General features: G+C 69.9%; 12 protein-coding genes. 5 read left to right on the forward strand and 7 right to left on the reverse strand.

What is annotated here, in order from left to right; genetic code table 11:
* Window position 1: 1 nt before the first annotated feature.
* From OG226_RS14075 to OG226_RS14085, 3 genes are all read right to left on the reverse strand, one after another.
* Complete coding sequence (locus OG226_RS14075; protein WP_328677563.1) at window positions 2-376, reverse strand: hypothetical protein; 375 nt, start codon at window positions 374-376, stop codon at window positions 2-4.
* Window positions 377-443: 67 nt separating this feature from the next.
* Window positions 444-3,836, reverse strand: coding sequence for a GH92 family glycosyl hydrolase (locus OG226_RS14080; RefSeq protein WP_329349139.1), 3,393 nt, complete (start codon window positions 3,834-3,836; stop codon window positions 444-446).
* Between the two features lie 369 nt (window positions 3,837-4,205).
* Window positions 4,206-5,294 (reverse strand): lytic polysaccharide monooxygenase auxiliary activity family 9 protein, encoded by a 1,089-nt coding sequence (locus OG226_RS14085; RefSeq protein WP_443066885.1) that lies wholly within the window; start codon window positions 5,292-5,294, stop codon window positions 4,206-4,208.
* A 237-nt stretch (window positions 5,295-5,531) separates the two neighbouring features.
* Here OG226_RS14085 and OG226_RS14090 point away from each other — a divergent pair, with 237 nt between their 5' ends.
* Both OG226_RS14090 and OG226_RS14095 read left to right on the forward strand, forming a co-directional pair.
* The gene (locus OG226_RS14090) at window positions 5,532-6,173 is read left to right on the forward strand and encodes a hypothetical protein (RefSeq protein ID WP_329349141.1); all 642 of its coding nucleotides are present in this window, start codon (window positions 5,532-5,534) and stop codon (window positions 6,171-6,173) included.
* A gap of 122 nt (window positions 6,174-6,295) precedes the next feature.
* The gene (locus OG226_RS14095) at window positions 6,296-8,563 is read left to right on the forward strand and encodes an NEW3 domain-containing protein (protein ID WP_329349142.1); all 2,268 of its coding nucleotides are present in this window, start codon (window positions 6,296-6,298) and stop codon (window positions 8,561-8,563) included.
* Between the two features lie 48 nt (window positions 8,564-8,611).
* Here the strand turns inward: OG226_RS14095 and OG226_RS14100 are convergent, their stop codons facing one another.
* The 3 genes from OG226_RS14100 to acnA all read right to left on the reverse strand — a co-directional run bounded on the left by OG226_RS14100 (window position 8,612) and on the right by acnA (window position 13,747).
* A complete protein-coding gene (locus OG226_RS14100; RefSeq protein WP_329349143.1) occupies window positions 8,612-10,165 on the reverse strand; it encodes a sensor histidine kinase in 1,554 nt (517 codons plus the stop codon).
* Window positions 10,162-10,887 (reverse strand): response regulator transcription factor, encoded by a 726-nt coding sequence (locus tag OG226_RS14105; RefSeq protein WP_328677574.1) that lies wholly within the window; start codon window positions 10,885-10,887, stop codon window positions 10,162-10,164. Before OG226_RS14105 ends, OG226_RS14100 begins: the two co-directional genes overlap by 4 nt.
* A gap of 145 nt (window positions 10,888-11,032) precedes the next feature.
* Window positions 11,033-13,747 (reverse strand): aconitate hydratase AcnA, encoded by a 2,715-nt coding sequence (gene acnA, locus OG226_RS14110; RefSeq protein WP_329349144.1) that lies wholly within the window; start codon window positions 13,745-13,747, stop codon window positions 11,033-11,035.
* Window positions 13,748-14,002: 255 nt separating this feature from the next.
* On the opposite strand from acnA, the gene OG226_RS14115 reads away from it, so the two are divergent.
* From OG226_RS14115 to OG226_RS14125, 3 genes are all read left to right on the forward strand, one after another.
* Entirely contained in the window at window positions 14,003-14,911 is a 909-nt protein-coding gene (locus OG226_RS14115; protein WP_328677577.1) for a class I SAM-dependent methyltransferase, read from the forward strand.
* Window positions 14,912-14,981: 70 nt separating this feature from the next.
* A complete protein-coding gene (locus OG226_RS14120) occupies window positions 14,982-15,179 on the forward strand; it encodes a DUF4236 domain-containing protein (protein WP_266773474.1) in 198 nt (65 codons plus the stop codon).
* 99 nt (window positions 15,180-15,278) lie between these two features.
* Window positions 15,279-16,808, forward strand: a complete 1,530-nt coding sequence (locus OG226_RS14125; RefSeq protein WP_328677582.1) for a helix-turn-helix domain-containing protein — start codon at window positions 15,279-15,281, stop codon at window positions 16,806-16,808.
* Window positions 16,809-16,868: 60 nt separating this feature from the next.
* Here OG226_RS14125 and OG226_RS14130 read toward each other — a convergent pair whose 3' ends face one another.
* On the reverse strand, window positions 16,869-18,107 hold the full coding sequence (locus OG226_RS14130) for a ricin-type beta-trefoil lectin domain protein (RefSeq protein ID WP_329349145.1): 1,239 nt from the start codon (window positions 18,105-18,107) through the stop codon (window positions 16,869-16,871).
* Between the last annotated feature and the right edge of the window lie 36 nt (window positions 18,108-18,143).

Here is an 18,143-nt window from a genome sequence, read left to right on the forward strand (position 1 = left end):
GTCACGGCACGGGGAGGCGGGGCAGCAGCCGCCGCAACGCCTCCGCGTGCTGGTGAACCCGTCTGAGCACACCTTTTCTGGTCGACGCGAAGACGGGGACGTCCTGGGCCGGGCCGCACGCGGCGGCCGTGTACAGGTCGTCGAGCCACGCCCCGCTCCCCCTGGTGCCGTCCGGCGCCAGGGGGACCAGTCGTGTCAGGACCTCCGATTCGGCGCCGCCCAGGAACCAGACGCGCACCATCAGATCCCCGCGCAGATAGCGCAGGCCGCCGTCTATGTCCTCCGGCGGCGCGAAGCCCTCGTCCCCCACCAGGAACGCGAAGGCCGTACGGGCTTCGGCCCGGAACTCCTCGGGCAGCTGCGGCCGTTTCACCATCTGCGGATGCTCGCACGCGCCGATGTGCCCCCGCCACCGGAACGGGCGAGGGCACACAGAGTGGACGTCAGTTCACCGCAAGGGTGAACACATGGAGATCCGGGTCGTCCGGAAGTGTCACGCTCTTGATGGTCTTGCCCGAGGGCGCCGCGAACGGCTTGGTGGCGAACACATAGGTGGCCACCGGATCCTTGTCCGCACCCGCGACATTGCGGTACGCGGTCCTGGCGACGACCTCGTTGCCGTACTGCACGGTGCCGCCGCCCCCGCCGACCGTCCAGTCCGTGAAGGACAGGTCGACGGCGTCGGTGCTGCCGTCGGTGTAGGTGACGGTCGCCTTGGTCTGCTGGTTGCCGTTGACCGCGCTGCCCAGGAAGGACAACGTGCTTGCGGGCTGCGGGAGTCGGACGGTCTGACCGGCCGCCGAGACGTTGTCCGGGCGCCCGTTCGGCGAGCTGGGCCAGGTGAAGCCGAGCCCGTCCACCGTGCCCGTGCCGCCGGGGGTCAGCCCGGCCGCCTCCAGCGCCTGGAGGGAGTAGCTCCAGCCGCCCCCGTCGTAGTCCGCCTCGTCGTGCTCGCCGGTGTCGTCGGAGACGCCGGTGTTGTTGTAGGCGGCGAAGAGGGTGCCGGGCGCGGCCACGGTCAGGGACACCGGCTGCTCGTACGACGTGCCGCCCGAGGTGACGGTGACCTGCACGTCGTAGAAGCCCTGCTGGACGTCGGTGGCGGCGGTCAGGGTGATGGTCTGGGAGCCGTCGACGACCGTGCCCCGTGCGGGAGTCGCCGTGACTCCGGCGGGCGTCTCGACGGTGTAGCGGACCTCGGGTCCGGTGCCGCCGTTCAGGGACAGGGCCTTGATGGTGACCTTGGTGCTGTCGCCGGGGGCGAGGGTCGCGGCGGTCGGGCCGACGCCGATCTGGTACGGCTGTTCGCCGGTCCGGAAGGACGGCGGGGCGTCGGCGGGGGCGCTGCCCCAGGTGCGGTTCGGGGTGGTGGAGAGGGTGTAGTCGAGGGTGCCTCCGTTGCGGACGATGGAGGAGGAGAGCCACGGCTGTTGCGTGCTACGGCCGTTGACCTTCAGGGACTGGATGTACGGGGCGTCGGTCGCGGCGCCCTTCGCGCGGATGGAGATGTCGTTGCCCTGGGGGCGCTTGATCTCGATGCGCTCGAACAGCGGCGAGGCGAGGGTGAGTTCGGCGCGGGAGGGGACCTGGGGGTACATGCCGAGGGCGGAGAAGACGTACCAGGACGACATCTCGCCGAGGTCGTCGTTGCCGGGGATGCCGGCGGGGTCGGTCTTCCAGAGCTGCTTCATGGCCGCCCTGACCGTCTCCTGGGTCTTGTAGGGCGCGCCCGCGTAGTCGTACAGGTAGGGGACGTTGACGGAAGGCTCGTTGTCCAGCTCCGACTTGTCGCCGCCGCTGCCGGTGAAGGCCCAACTCCCGTCCGCCTCATGGAAGAAGGAGTCGAGGCGGGCGAGTGCCTTGTCCGTGCCGCCCATCGCCGCGAAGAGGCCGGCCGGGTTGTGCTGGACCATCCACGTGTACTGGGCGGTCGTGCCCTCCACGAAGCCGTTGCCGGTGCCCGGGGTGAAGCCGGTGACCCAACTGCCGTCCGCCTTGCGGTTGGCGATGTAGCCGCCGGTGGGGTCGGCGGCGATGTTGAAGTTGTTCTGCCACCACTGGGCCCGCTGGGCGAAGTCCGACGCCGTGCTCTTCTTCCCCGCCGCCGTGGCGAGTTGGGAGAGCGCGAAGTCCGCCGTGGACATCTCCAGCGTCTCGGCCGCGCCGCCCCAGGCGTTGGAGACGGACGGCATGTAGTGCAGGTTCAAGTACTTGTCCAGGGACGGACGTTGACCCACCGAGAGGACGGGCTTGCCCGAGGAGGACAGGTCCTGTGCGGTGGGGACGGTGGCCGCCTGGACGAGGGAGGCGAGGGCCCCCTTCAGGTCGAAGTCGGTGCCGCCGAAGGCGCGGATGCCGGCCAGGGCGGTGGGCGAGGGGTCGCCGTTCATGACGTGCGTGCCGCTCGCGCCGTGCAGCCAGCGGTCCCAGACTCCCCCGTTCTGCTGGGCGAGTTCGTAGAGGGACTGCGCGATGTCCGAGCCGGTGCGCGGGCTGAGGAGGGTGAGCAGTTGGACCTGCGACCGGTAGATGTCCCAGCCGGAGAAGGTGCCGTACTGCGCCTGATGCCCCCCGCTCACCTTGTGCACCTTGCCGTCGCTGCCCGTGTATCTGCGGTCGGCGTCGCTGATGACGTTCGGGTGCAGGAGGGAGTGGTAGAGCGCGGTGTAGAAGGTGGTCCGCTCGGTGTCGGTGCCGCCGCCCACCTCGATCGCGCCGAGCTGGTCGCGCCAGGCGCGGTGCGCAGCGCTCTCGACGGTGTCGAAGGAGCGCTTCGGCGGGTTCTCCACCGCGAGGTTGGCCTTCGCGCCGGCCTGACCGACGTACGAGATACCGACCTTGACGCCGACCGGGCCGGTGCCGGGCTCGAACTCGACGTAGCCGCCCGCGCCCTTGCCCGCGACGGGACGGCCGCCGGTGCTGAACCCACCCGTGCCGCCGGTCGTGTTCGTCGACCCCGGGGTCAGCCTGTCGTCCTGCCAGGTGCCGGTGGTCTTGAAGGCGCGGTCGAAGGTGGCGGTGAAGTACAGGGTGTAGTAGGCGCGTTGGCCCTCGGGGTCGAGGTAGCCGCAGAAGTCGCCGGAGGTGACCGAGCCGGAGACCGTGCGGGTCTTCGGGTCGATGGTGACCGCCGAGTCGGTGGACCCCACCTCGGAGTTGGCGGTACGGATCAGCAGCGAGGCGGGCTTGTCGGCCGGGTAGGTGAAGCGGCCGGAGCCGGTGCGGGCCGTCGCCGTGAGGTCGGCGGTGACACCGGAGGCGAGGCCGACCTTGTAGTGGCCGGGTTCGGCGGTCTCGTCGGTGTGGCTGAAGTCGGAGGCGTAGACGGCGTCCTTGGTGTCGCTCGCCGGGGACGAGGTGACCTCACCGGCGTACGGGTAGAACGGGATGTCGCCGCTGCCGCCCGCGCAGCCCGTGCCCGACATGTGGGTGAGGCTGAAGCCGCGGATGCGGGTGGCGTCGTACTGGTAGCCGCCGGGCGCGGCCGTGCTGGTCGCGCTGCCTCTGGTGTTCTCCGGGCTCCAGGAGAGCATGCCGAAGGGCACGACGGCGCCCGGGAAGACGTTGCCGCCGTTCTTGGTGCCGATCAGCGGATCGACATAGGCGGTGGGGTCCTTGACGAGTTGTGGCGGGGCGGTGGTGGCCGCCAGGGCGGGGGTGGCGCCGCCGACCGCGAGTGCGGCGGCCAGTGCCGCGGCAGGCAGTGTTCGCCCACCAAGGCGCGGCGTTCGGTGCGTGCTCTCGGCGTGCCGGCCGGAAGTCCTCGTACTGGACGTACTTGGACTTTCGGCCGGTGCGGCGAGAGGGCGTGCCGGGCGTCGCGACGGGGCGGACATTGCCTGTCGCGGCACTGGCAACAGGGACATGGGACGGAAACGCATGACGCGGCCCCTCCTCCTTCGGACGGGTCGCGCACCACAGGTCGCACAAGCCGCAGGGACAGTAACGTGCGCCACCCGTACCACGGAAGAGCGCGTCGACCGGTGAGGGCACGCGGGGCACCTACTCGTACGGCGCCCGCAGGCCAACTGGGTTGACATCGTTGTCCGTTGGGGCGGTAGAGTCATATGCAGACCATCCGACAACGTTGTCGCACCGCAGTGTCGTCCCAAGCCGCGCACCACCCGGGCAGGCTGAACCCCCATTCCCTGCCCGGCTCGCGGACCCGGTGGCCCCCGACCGCCGGGTCCGCCCCGAGCTCGGGCTCAACCGACCTGGCAGGGCAGGGTAGTTGCCGTGTCTCCGCCGTCGCCGTTCACGACGTAGCCGAAGGTGGCGCTCTGCCCGGGACTCAGTGAGCCGTTCCAGTCGGCGTTGTGGACCATCACGTCCTGGCCGGTGTAGGTCGCGTTGCCGTTCCAGAGGCTGGCGACCGACTGGCCTGCGGGGAGTGCCCAGTTGACCATCCAGCCGAGCATCGGGACGTCACCGGAGTTGGTGACGGTCACCTCGGACTGGTAGCCGCCGGGCCAGGTTCCTGTCGTGTGCCGGGTCGCCGAACAGACGCCGGGTACCGGGTCGGTGGGGTTGCCCGGGTCGTGAATACCCGTCACTTCACCGTTGCCGCCGTCGAACACGACGTCCGAGCAGGAGTAGAAGGTCTCCGTGCTGTCCGAACGCTGCCACACCATGTAGATGATGTGGCGCCCCGACTTGCCCGCCGGAAGCTGCCCGCTCCAGGAGTAGTTGGCCTCGACCGTGCCCGGAGTGCCGTTCAGCGGCGGGTGGTCGACCGTGAGGAACGGGGTGTCCTCCATGTCGTCCCAGGTGAGTGTCTTCGTCGGGTCGAAGCCGTCCTTGGTGATGTAGACGTAGAACCAACCCGGGTGCGCCGCCCAGGCGTTGTACGAGAAGTCGACCGTCGCGCCGGAGGTGAGATGCGTCAACGGCCAGTCGTCGCGCGGGAGATCGAAGCCCGTGAAGTTCGGGTTGCCGCCACTGCACAGCGAACCGTCCGGCACGAAGCCCCGGGTTCGGCCGGCGCCGTCGGAGCGCAGCACCGAGAACCAGTTGTAGAACGGCGTGGTACCGCTGACCTGTTGGGCCGCCTTGCACGCCGGGTTGATGGGTTTGATCTCTCCGGTGTCGGTGAGCGCGTCCTGCCAGCAGAGGAAGGTACGGCTGCCGGGTTTCATGGGGGTGCCGTGGGCCTCCGCGCGGCCACCCGTGGCGAGGATCAGGGCCAGGGCGGGGACGGTGGTGAGCAGGGCGAGGAGGACGAGGAAGAGGGCTCGGTGGGGAGTTGGGCGCGGTAATCGCGGTACGACGCTCGGAGTTGAGCTTTCATTTGTCACAGACATGACAGTGTTACGTCCCTTCGGTCGGCGGGTGCGAGGAACGTGCGGAGGTGGATACGTGGGGTGGGGCGACCCGACCACCCGGCGGGTTCCGGACCGCCGGGCGGGTGGGAGCGCTCCCACCCCACTTGTCCGTGAAGTTAGCGCGGACTGGGGAGGCTGTAAACGTCTGGTGGCTCTCGAAGTGGCGGTGGGGGCGCGCTTGTTCGGAGCCGGGTCTCACACGATCCCGGCATGATCGCAGTCGTCGTCACGGTCGCACTGGCCTTCGCCGGGCATGTCGCCACATACCTCAACGGTCTACGGTTGACGCAGCGACAGGAGCGGCTCACCCGGGTCAATCGCCAACTCGGGGACTTCTACGGGCCGTTGCTCGCACTGACGGAGGCCAACGCCCGCACCTTCGCCGCGTTCGTGGAGCGGCACGCCCGGCCCGGGGGCATCTCGCCCTTCAGCGGCGGGACTCCGCCGACCGACGAGGAACTCGCCGAGTGGCGGCTGTGGGTGATGACCGTCTTCCTGCCGGTCCTGCGGGAGATGCGCGATCTCGTCGTCGGGCGGGCGGATCTGCTGCGCGAGCCGGACATGCCGCCGCTGCTGCTGGAGTTGTGCGCGCACGCGGCCGGATACGAGATCACCGCGGCACGCTGGGCGCGGGGCGACTTCTCGGAGCATCTGTCGCCGGTCGCGTTTCCGAGCGCGGAGTTGGCCGCGTACGCGCGGCGGGGTTTCGGTGAACTGAAGCTGGAGCAGGCGCGGTTGCTGGGCGCGGGCACGGGCGGCGGCAGATGGCCGCGATGGCCGAACAGGCCGATGCGCGGGGTGGGACAGAGGGGACTTCCTCCGGCCGGCGCCACCGTCACCCCACAGCCTTGACCCAGTCTTGACCCAGCGCGCCATGTGGTGACTGGCGTTCGGCCATGTTCACTTGTCGCGTCCACGGAGTTTGTTCTTGACGTTTTCTGAGTCGAGTGGGCGTTGCGATGGAGGAACAGCTCATGAGAAGACAGATCCGCGGTGCACTGGCCGCCTTCACCGGAGCACTGCTGCTCACCATGGGAGTCACCGCGACCGGCGGCCATTCCGCGCGGGCCGATGACAACGATGTCGGGCTCAAACCCGTGCTGGGGTGGAGCAGTTGGAGCTTTGTGCGGCGCGATCCGACCGCGCGGACCATCGAGGCGCAGGCGAAGGCGCTCAAGGACAGCGGGCTCTCGAAGAACGGGTTCGTCTACGCCAACGTCGACGACTTCTGGTACCAGTGCCCGGGCAGTCAGGGGCCGGACGTCGACCAGTACGGCCGCTGGGTCACCGACCCGGTCAAGTTCCCGCCGCGCGGCAGCGAGAACGGCGTCCAGGTCGTGGCCGACCATGTCCACTCCCTGGGGCTGAAGTTCGGCCTGTACGTCACGCCCGGCATCTCGCAGCAGGCGGTCGCCGAGAACACCGCGATCAAGGGGACCGCCTACCACGCGCGGGACATCGCCACCTCGACGATGGAGAGCAACTACAACTGCGGCGGCATGGTGGGCATCGACTACACCAAGCCCGGCGCGCAGGCCTTCGTCGACTCGTGGGCCGGTCAGTTCGCCGGGTGGGGCATCGACTACCTGAAGATCGACGGCGTCGGCACGTCCGACCAACAGGACGTCCAGGCCTGGTCGGACGCGCTGCATCACACCGGGCGGCCGATCCACCTGGAGCTGTCCAACAACCTCGACATCAACAACGCGGCCACCTGGAAGAAGCTCTCCAACGGCTGGCGCACCGGTGGCGACATCGAGTGCTACTGCGGCCCTGACGGCAGCAGTTACCCCCTGACGACCTGGGCCTCCATCGCCTCCCGCTTCGACCAGGTCGCGGCCTGGGCACCGTACGGCGGGCCGGGCGGTTACAACGACTACGACTCCCTCGAAATCGGGAACGGCGCCAACAACGGCCTCACCCCCGACGAGCGCAGGACGCAGATGAGTCTGTGGTCGCTGGCCGCCTCGCCGCTCGTCCTCGGCACCGATCTCACCCGTCTCGACCCGGCCGACCTCGCGTCGCTGAAGAACACCGATGTCCTCGCGGTCGATCAGGACGGCATCGACGCCCGGCGGATCTCCTCGGACGCGAACGCGCAGGTGTTCGCCAAGACCGAGGCCGACGGGGATGTCGTGGTCGGTCTGTTCAACACGGGTTCCGCTCCTCGGGAGGTCGCCACGACCGCCGCCGCGCTGGGTCTGTCCACGGCGCGCGACTACTCCCTGCGGGATCTGTGGAGCCACCGGCTGACCGAGTCGGCGGGCCGGATCGCCGCCAGTGTGCCGGCGCACGGTGTGGTTCTGTACCGGGTGCACGCCACTCACCGCACGGTGACCGGCGCGGCTCCGGACGTGTCGTTCGGGCTCAACTGGGCGCCCGCGCCCAGCGACAGCACCACCCGTACCGTGACCGCCGTCCTGTCCGACAACGGGTCGCGGTCGATCACCGATGCCGATCTGGCCCTCACCGGGCCGGCCGGCACGAAGATCACCACGCGCTCAGTGACGCGGGCCCGGACGGTCCGTGGCGGCCATGCGCTGAAGGCCACCTACTCCGTGTCCATCCCGCCCTCGGCGAAGCTCTTCGCCGAGGGCGATTTCCGGGGGACGGCGAGTTACCGCTTCCGGTCGGACGGGAGGAGTCGTCTCAACGCCGGTGACACGATCACCGTCAATCACCAAGTGACCGCCCCCTACCGGACGTTCGCCTCCACCACCGCGAGCTTCAGCGAGTCCGGCACCCAACTCGGCATCCGGGCACAGGGTGCGGACCTGTACAACGGCACCAACGAGTACGGCTCGATCTATCTGCCGGGTGCGGAGCACGACGGTTCGGTGACGACCGTGAAGCTCAACTCTCAGTCGGACACGGATGTTTGGGCCAAGGCCGGGATCATGGTCCGTAACGACATCACCCGGTCCAACACCTCCCCCGGGTACGTGGCCCTCGTCGCGACCCCGGGCAACGGCTATCTGCTCGACTGGGACAGCGACGGCGACGGAAAACTCGACTCGCAGGACTCCGCCGGCACCGCCGCCTACCCGTCGTGGCTGAAGCTCGTCCGCAACGGCACCTCGTACAGCGGCTACTACTCGACCGACAACACCACGTGGAACCTGGTCGGCACCGTCGACGTCCCGACGGCCGCAACCACCCAGGACGTCGGCCTCACCCAGACCTCGCACGCCTCGGGCACCACCGGCGAGGCCGACTTCGACGGGTTCACGACGACTCCCTAGGTCTACGGCGACGACGGCGATGCGCGTCCGCCGGTGCTCGGTGCTCTTCTAGACCGGGGCCGTGCGGGCGCGCATCGCCGGTTCCGCGGGCGGGAGTTCGGTCGCGGCGGCGGGGAGTTCGATGGTGAACTCCGTGCGGCCCGGGACGCTGGTGACGTCGATGCGGCCCCCGTGGGCTCCGGTGATCGCCGTGGCGATGGCGAGGCCGAGGCCGGAGCCGCCCTCCTTGCCGCCGGCGCGGGCTCGGGAGGCGTCGGCGCGGGTGAAGCGTTCGAAGACCGTGGGGAGGAGGGCTAGGGGGATGCCGGGGCCGTCGTCGCGGACCCGGATGACGACGGTGCGGACGGCGGTGGCCTCGACGCTCGCCGTGACCGTGGTGCCGACGGGTGTGTGCATGCGCGCGTTGGCCAACAGGTTGGCCAACACCTGGTGCAGACGGGCCTGGTCGCCGATGACCAACGCTGGTGCTTCCAGGGACAGTTGGAGCTGCCAGTCGTGGCCGGTGCCGGCCGCGCGCGCGTCCCACACCGCCTCGGCGAGCAGGGCGGCGAGGTCCACCTCGGCGGACTGCAACGGCCGGCCCTCGTCGAGCCGGGCGAGCAGCAGGAGGTCCTCCACGAGGCCCGTCATGCGCGCCGACTCGGCGGTGACCCGGCGCCAGGCGAGGCCCGGTTCGATGCGGTCGGTGCCGCGGTTCATCAGCTCGGCGTAGCCCGCGATCGAGGCGAGCGGGGTGCGGAGTTCGTGGCTGGCGTCGGCGAGGAAGCGGCGCATGCGTTCCTCGCTGCGGCGCATCTGCTCCTCGCTGCGCTGGCGTTCGGCGAGCGAGGACTCGACGTGGTCGATCATGCGGTTGAGCGCGGCGCCGACCTGGCCGGCCTCGCTGCCGGGGTCGGTGTCCCGCTCGGGCACCCGGGTGAGTGCGGTGACCTCGCCGTGGCCTAGCTGCGAGCGGGAGACCTCGACCGCGGTGGCGGCGACCCGGCCCAGCGGCCGTAGCTGCCGTCGTATGACGACCGCGCACAGGCAGCCGGCGACGGTCAGGCCGGCGAGGGCGACGGCCGCCTCGACCACCACCAGACCGCTGATCATGTCCTGGACGTCGTCCATCGGGAGGCCGGTGATCACCCGGACCCCTTGGTGGTCGAGGGCGGTGAGCCGGTAGGTGCCGAGGCCCGGCACGGTGCGGGTGTGCTTCGCGCCGTCGGCGGTGATGCCCGCGAGGGCGTCGCGCTGGGCGGTGGTGAGGTTCTGCGGCGGGGCGTCCTGGCTGACGACGGCCGCGGCGATGATCGTGCCCTTGTCGTCGAACCGTGCGGCGAGCGTCCCGACGGCGTGGCCGTTCTCCATGAGGAAACCGAGGTCCCCCTCGAAGGCCGGGTGGTGTTCGGCGCCGCCCAGGCTGCGTTCGGCCGCGTTGCCGACCCGGTCGTCCAAGTTGCCCAGCAGATAGGCGCGTTGGACGAGGACGGTGGTGAGGGACATCGCGGCGCACACGACGACGAGGGTGGCGCTGATGAAGAGGAGGAGCCGGGTGCGCAGTGAACGGCCGTGCGGGCGGCCTCGGTTGCGGGTACGGAGGTTGCGGATTCGGAGGTTCATCTGCCGTCCTCCACGGGCCGTAGGGCGTATCCCATTCCCCGCACGGTGTGGATCATCGGGGCCCGGCCCCGGTCAATCTTCCGGCGGAGGCTGGAGATGTAGACCTCGACGAGGTTGCCGCCGCCGTCGAAGCAGCTGCTCCACACCTGGTCGAGGATCTGGGCCTTGCTCAGCACCTGGCGGGGATGGTCCAGGAACAGGGTGAGCAGGTCGAACTCCTTGGCGGTGAGCTGGACCGGCTCACCGGCGCGCCGCACCTCGCGGGTCTCGCCGGTCAGGACGAGGTCGCCGAGGACCCGTACGGAGTCGTCGGACGGGGTGCGTTCGCCGCCCGCCCGGCGCAGCAGTCCGCGCAGCCGCAGCACGACCTCCTCCAGGGAGAAGGGCTTGGTGACGTAGTCGTCGGCGCCCGCTTCGAGGCCGTCGAGGCGGTGCTCGATCGCGTCGCGGGCGGTGAGCATGAGGACGGGCAGCCGGGGGTTCTCGTAGCGGAGTCTGCGCAGTACCTGGATGCCGTCGAGGTCGGGCAGCATGCCGTCGAGGACGACGGCGTGCGGGGCGCAGCCGCGGGCGATCCGCAGCGCGCTGTGTCCGTCCGGCGCGGGGTAGGGCCGCCAGCCGGCCTCGGTGACCGCGACGGAGAGCAGTTCGGTGAGCGCGGGCTCGTCGTCGACGATGAGCACGCGGACACGGCTGCCGCGGGACCCCGATGTGCCAGTCATGTCCCGATTCTGTCCCCGTCCGCTGGGGGAACCCTGTGTTCCACCTGAGTCCTGGCGATGACCTGCGCGGACGTGCGGCGGACAGACGCGGAGGGCCGCATCCCCGTCACCGGGGATGCGGCCCTCAACTGCCTTGCCGTAGCCGCTAGTTGCGGATCAGGTTGCGCAGGACGTACTGCAGGATGCCGCCGTTGCGGTAGTAGTCGGCCTCGCCGGGGGTGTCGATGCGGACGACCGCGTCGAACTCCACGCCGGTGTCGGTGGTGACCTTGACCGTGCCCGGGGTGGTGCCGTCGTTCAGCTCGGTGATGCCGGCGACCGAGAAGGACTCCTCGCCGGTGAGACCGAGGGACTCGGCGGACTGGCCCGCCGGGTACTGGAGCGGGATGACGCCCATGCCGATGAGGTTCGAGCGGTGGATGCGCTCGTACGACTCGGCGATGACGGCCTTGACGCCGAGGAGCGCGGTGCCCTTGGCGGCCCAGTCGCGGGACGAGCCGGAGCCGTACTCCTTGCCGGCCAGGATGACCAGCGGGATGCCCTGCTCGATGTAGTTGCGCGAGGCGTCGTAGATGAAGGAGACGGGGGCGTCCGCCTGCGTGAAGTCGCGCGTGAAGCCGCCCTCGGTGCCCGGCGCGACCTGGTTGCGCAGGCGGATGTTGGCGAAGGTGCCGCGGATCATGACCTCGTGGTTGCCTCGGCGGGAGCCGTAGGAGTTGAAGTCACGCCGCTCGATGCCGTGCTCGGTGAGGTACTTGCCGGCCGGGGTGTCGGCCTTGATGGCGCCGGCGGGCGAGATGTGGTCCGTCGTCACCGAGTCGCCGAGCTTGGCCAGCACGCGGGCGCCGTCGATGTCGGAGACCGGGGTGGTCTCCATCGTCATGCCCTCGAAGTACGGGGGCTTGCGGACGTAGGTCGACCGGGCGTCCCACTCGAAGGTGTTGCCCTCCGGGATGGGCAGCGCCTGCCACTGGGCGTCGCCCGCGAAGACGTCGGCGTAGGACTTGTTGAACATGTCCTCGCCGATGGAGTTGGCGACGACGTCGTTGACCTCGGCCTCGGTCGGCCAGATGTCTTCCAGGTAGACCGGCTTGCCGTCCTGGTCGACGCCGAGCGCGTCCTTGGTGATGTCCACCTTCATGGAGCCCGCGAGGGCGTAGGCGACGACCAGCGGCGGGGACGCCAGGTAGTTCATCTTGACGTCCGGGTTGATCCGGCCCTCGAAGTTGCGGTTGCCGGAGAGCACCGACGTCACGGCCAGGTCATGGTCGTTGACGGCCTTGGAGACCTCCTCCGGCAGCGGGCCGGAGTTGCCGATGCAGGTGGTGCAGCCGTAGCCGACGAGGTTGAAGCCGACCTTGTCGAGGTAGGGGGTGAGCCCCGCCTTGTCGAAGTAGTCGGTGACGACCTTGGAGCCGGGCGCGAGGGTGGTCTTGACCCAGGGCTTCCGCGTCAGCCCCTTCTCCACGGCCTTCTTCGCGACGAGCGCGGCGGCGACCATGACGTACGGGTTCGAGGTGTTGGTGCAGGAGGTGATGGCCGCGACCGTCACCGCGCCGTGGTCCAGCTCGTAGGTCGAGCCGTCGGGGGCGGTCACGGTGACCGGGTTCGACGGGACGCCGTTGCTGGCGGCCGGGGAGTCGGAGGCCGGGAAGGACTCCTTGCCCGCCTCGTCGTCGTCGGCGACGTAGTTGCGCACGTCGCTCTTGAACTGCTCGGAGGCGTTCGCGAGGACGATGCGGTCCTGCGGGCGCTTCGGGCCCGCGATCGACGGGACGACCGTCGAGAGGTCCAGCTCCAGCTTCTCGGAGAAGTCGGGCTCGGCGGCCGGGTCCAGCCAGAGGCCCTGCTCCTTGGCGTACGACTCGACGAGCGCGACCTGCTGCTCGTCGCGGCCGGTCAGGCGCAGGTACTTCAGGGTCTCGTCGTCGATCGGGAAGATCGCGGCGGTGGAACCGAACTCCGGCGACATGTTGCCGATGGTGGCGCGGTTCGCGAGGGAGGTGGCGGCGACGCCCTCGCCGTAGAACTCGACGAACTTGCCGACCACACCGTGCTTGCGGAGCATCTCGGTGATGGTGAGCACGAGGTCCGTGGCGGTGGTGCCCGGGGTCAGCTCGCCGGTGAGCTTGAAGCCGACGACGCGCGGGATGAGCATCGAGACCGGCTGGCCGAGCATCGCGGCCTCGGCCTCGATGCCGCCGACGCCCCAGCCCAGCACACCGAGGCCGTTGACCATCGTGGTGTGCGAGTCGGTGCCGACCAGGGTGTCGGGGTACGCCTGGCCGCCTCGGACCATGACGGTCCGGGCCAGGTGCTCGATGTTGACCTGGTGGACGATGCCGGTGCCCGGCGGGACGACCTTGAACTCGTCGAACGCGGTCTGGCCCCAGCGCAGGAACTGGTAGCGCTCGCGGTTGCGGCCGTACTCCAGCTCGACGTTCTGCGCGAACGCCTCGTGGGTGCCGAACTTGTCCGCGATGACGGAGTGGTCGATGACCAGCTCGGCCGGCGCGAGGGGGTTGATCTTCGCCGGGTCGCCGCCCAGCTCCTTCACGGCCTCGCGCATGGTCGCGAGGTCCACCACGCAGGGCACGCCGGTGAAGTCCTGCATGATCACACGGGCGGGCGTGAACTGGATCTCCTGCGACGGCTGGGCCTGCGAGTCCCAGGTGCCGAGGGCGCGGATGTGGTCGGCGGTGATGTTCGCGCCGTCCTCGGTGCGGAGCAGGTTCTCCAGCAGGACCTTAAGGCTGTAGGGGAGCCGGGCCGAGCCCTCCACCTTGTCCAGGCGGAAGATCTCGTACGACTCGTCGCCCACCTGCAGTGTGCTGCGGGCGTCGAAGCTGTTCGCCGACACGACAGTCTCCTTCATTGATGTGCGCGTTCCCACCGCATCCTGCCGCTACGACGTCTTGGCCGATCCGCTAAGGTAAGGCTAAGTTAGGCAAGCCTTACTACTGGAATCGGCGGAGTGTGCGGCTGCGGTGCACCTCGGCAGATATCTCGATGTCGAGATAACTCTAGTACATGGGGGCGGGCTGGTCATGCCCGGACCCGTCCGCGCCGGAAAACCGGTGGAGCCGACGCGCCCCGCGTCCGTACCGTCCCCGGGGTGACCTATCTGAGCCCCCTCGGCTATCTGCTGGGACTTGAGGGTGCCGCCCTGCTGCGCGGCTTCCGGGAGAGAAGCGCCGACCAGGCCTTCGTCGAGGCCCGGATCGCCGAGATCCGCAGGCTGCTGGACACCCCGGAGCTCGCCGACGCGGAGGGCGTCACCGCGGTCCCGGGCTCGATCAGCACGGCCGACGTCTATCAGGACTGGGCGCCGCGCTACGACGACCCCGGCAACCAGATGATCGACATCGAGCAGCCCGTCGTCCGGCGCATCCTGGACGGCCTACCCGTCGGCGCGGCACTGGACGCCGCGTGCGGCACCGGCCGGCACACCGCGCACCTGCACCGGCTCGGCCACCGTGTCATCGGCGTCGACGCCTCCCCGGACATGCTCGCGCGGGCCCGGGAGCAACTGCCGGACGTCGACCTCCGCGAGGCCGACCTGCACCAACTGCCGCTTCCCGACGATGCGGTCGACACCGTCGTCTGCGCGCTCGCGCTGACCCACGTCCCCGATCTGGCGGCCGTGCTGGCCGAGTTCGCGCGGGTGCTGCGTCCCGGCGGGCATCTCGTGATCTCGGACGCGCACGTCATGTCGTCCTATCTCCGGCCCACCCTCCCCCGGCGGGCCGGCCCGGACGGCCGCGCGACCCTGCTCACCGAGTACCACCGCCCGCTCAGCGCGTACCTCTCGGCCGCCCTCCCGCTCGGCTTCCGGGTCCGGCACTGCGAGGAACCCCGCCGCCCGCGCCGCTCCCCCGACCCCGGCGCCGCCCCGGACCCGCTGCCCACGTGGATGTCCTGGGACCTCCTGCACTGGGATCCCGAGGCGTCCGCCGCCGCACTGGACGAATCGCCGGTCGCGGTCGTCTGGCACCTCCAGCTCGGAGACAGCGGGGAGGAGTGAGCAACTCCCTTTTGTCCTCGGTTGATTGGCCGACTTCGGGGTACCCGGTGCCGGACGAAAGGGGGCGGGTATGCCGCTCACGTTCCGTAAGAGCTTCCGGATCCTTCCTTGGCTTCGGCTGAACATCAACAAGGGGTCGCTGTCGTTCACGACAGGCGGCAAGCGCGGCCCGCGCTACACGCGCAGCACCTCGGGGCGCCGTACGACATCCATGAACCTGCCCGGGCCGTTCGGGTGGCGCAAGACGCGCACCAAGAAGGACGACTGACAGCGGCCACCGACAGCGGAGGGCGGGACTGCTGACCGGTCGTCACCCGAATGGACCCCCCAGGAGGCGCCATCTCATATCTGAGATAACCTCGGCCTCATGGCAGACGACTACCTCGTACGTATCGGCAAGCTCATCCGTGACGCCCGGCAACATCGGGGCTGGACACAGACGCAGCTCGCCGAGGCGCTCGGCACCAGTCAGAGCGCCGTCAATCGCATCGAGCGCGGCAACCAAAACATCAGCCTTGAGATGATCGCTCGAATCGGTGAAGCCCTGGACAGCGAGATCGTCTCTCTGGGCTACGCCGGTCCGATGCATCTGCGGGTGGTCGGCGGGCGCCGGCTGTCCGGCGCGATCGATGTGAAGACCAGCAAGAACGCGTGCGTGGCACTGCTGTGCGCCTCGCTCCTCAACAAGGGGCGCACGGTGCTGCGCCGGGTCGCGCGGATCGAGGAGGTGTACCGCCTTCTGGAGGTACTCGGCTCGATCGGCGTGCGCACCCGCTGGATCAACGACGGCGTCGACCTGGAGATCGTGCCGCCGGCCGAGCTGGACATGGAGTCGATCGACGCGCAGGCCGCCCGCCGGACCCGCTCGATCATCATGTTCCTCGGCCCGCTGCTGCACCGCATGGACAGCTTCAAGCTGCCGTACGCGGGCGGTTGCGACCTCGGCACGCGCACGATCGAGCCGCACATGATCGCGCTGCGCCGCTTCGGCCTGGACATCGCCGCGACCGAGGGTCTCTACCACGCGCAGGTCGACCGGTCCGTCTCCCCGGACCGGCCGATCGTGCTGACCGAGCGCGGCGACACCGTCACCGAGAACGCGCTGCTGGCCGCCGCCCGCCACGAGAGCGTCACGGTCATCCGCAACGCGTCCTCGAACTACATGGTCCAGGACCTCTGCTTCTTCCTGGAGGCGCTCGGCGTACGGGTCGAGGGCATCGGCACCACCACGCTCACCGTGCACGGCGTGCCGACCATCGACGTCGACGTGGACTACTCCCCCTCCGAGGACCCGGTCGAGGCGATGAGCCTGCTGGCCGCCGCCGTCGTCACCGAGTCGGAGCTGACGGTCCGCCGGGTGCCCATCGAGTTCCTGGAGATCGAGCTCGCGGTCCTGGAGGAGATGGGCCTCGACCACGACCGCACACCGGAGTACGTCGCGGACAACGGCCGTACGCGCCTGGTGGACCTCACGGTCCGGCCCTCCAAGCTGGAGGCGCCGATCGACAAGATCCACCCGATGCCGTTCCCCGGCCTGAACATCGACAACGTGCCGTTCTTCGCGGCGATCGCGGCGGTCGCGCAGGGGCAGACCCTCATCCACGACTGGGTCTACGACAACCGCGCGATCTACCTCACGGACCTCAACCGCCTCGGCGGTCGGCTCCAACTCCTCGACCCGCACCGGGTGTTGGTCGAGGGCCCGACCCGCTGGCGGGCCGCCGAGATGATGTGCCCGCCGGCGCTGCGGCCCGCGGTGGTCGTCCTGCTGGCGATGATGGCGGCGGAGGGCACGTCCGTGCTGCGCAACGTCTATGTCATCAACCGCGGTTACGAGGATCTGGCGGAGCGGCTCAACTCGATCGGGGCGCAGATCGAGATCTTCCGGGACATCTAGGCCGCGTCTTTGGTGTCCGGGGTGCCGCCGTGCCTTACGGGTGCGGCGGCACCGTCGTGTTCAGCGGGTGCTCCACTTCTGGTTGTCCTGGCCGTTGCAGTCCCAGAGCTGGAGCCGGGTGCCGTTGCCGGTCTTCTGGTCCTTGACGTCCACGCACTTGTTGGCCTGCGGATTGACCAGGTCGTTGCTGGAGTTGAGGCGGAACTGCTGGGCCGGGTTGCCGCTGCACACCGCGATCTGGATCACCGCGCCGTTCGCCGACGAGCCCCAGGCCACGTCCATGCACAGGCCCATCGAGCGGATCGTGCCGTCCGAACGGAAGTCCCACTTCTGCCAGTTCTTGCCGGTGCAGCTGTTGATCTGCAGCGGCGAACCGTCGGCGCCCTTGTGACCCACCATCTCGATGCACTTGTTGGAGGCGTGGCCGTAGATGGTGGTGCCGGGCGCGGCGACCACCGTCTTGGTGGCCGTGATCTTGGTCGTGGTGGTCTTCTTCGAACCCCCGCCGGAGGACGCCTTCTTGGGGGCCTCGGCGGAACTGCCCGCGATCACTCCGGCACCGGAACCGGCACCGGCGGCCGCGGCTCCCGCGCCCTTCTTCACCGTGTTGTTCTTGCCGCCGCTCGGGTGCGAGGGGGTCGGCTTCGGCGAGGTCGGGTCCGGGCTGGCCGAACCGTAGGCGCCGGCACCGATGTTCGTCGTCGCCCCGTTCAACACCGTTCCCGCGTCGGCCACTTGGTCCGACGGCTTCGCGTCCGAACTCGACCTGCCGAGCAGACCGGACACCAGGAAGGGCACGCCGATCAGCAGCGCGCCGGCTATCGCGGCTCCGGCGAGGACTCCTCGGGAGGGACGGCCGAAGGCGGGGGCCGCGGCGGCTGTGTCCTCCCCGGCTTCCGAACCGGCTCCGGCTCCGGCTCCAACTCCGTCTCCGGATCCGGCCGTTGCCGCTCCGGCCACGGCCTCGGGGCCCGGGTCGGGGTCGGCGTGGGTGTCGGGTGCGGCTTCGGGTGCGGCACCTTCGTCGGTGCCTACGGCGGCTTCGTCAGTGCCTGCGGCGGCTTCCGCGGTGGGGAGTTGGGCCACGGCGGCGGGCTGAGCGGGAGACGTCGGCTCCGCTTCCGCCTTCGTCGCGGTCTCGGGGTCGTCGCCGGCGCGGGCGGCCGTCGCCTCCCCGCTGGTCGGCGGGAGTGCCGCCGCTTCGGTCTCTGGGGCGCCGCCCGCGGTGGTGTCCGGGGCCGGGGCGGGCTCCGTCCCGCCCGTCGCTGCCTGGTGCTGCGGGCTGTTCTTGCCGGACATGCTGTTCCTTCCAGAAAGGGATCGGGTGACGACCGG

The sequence above is a fragment of the Streptomyces sp. NBC_01261 genome (assembly GCF_036226385.1).
Classification (GTDB): Bacteria; Actinomycetota; Actinomycetes; order Streptomycetales; family Streptomycetaceae; genus Streptomyces.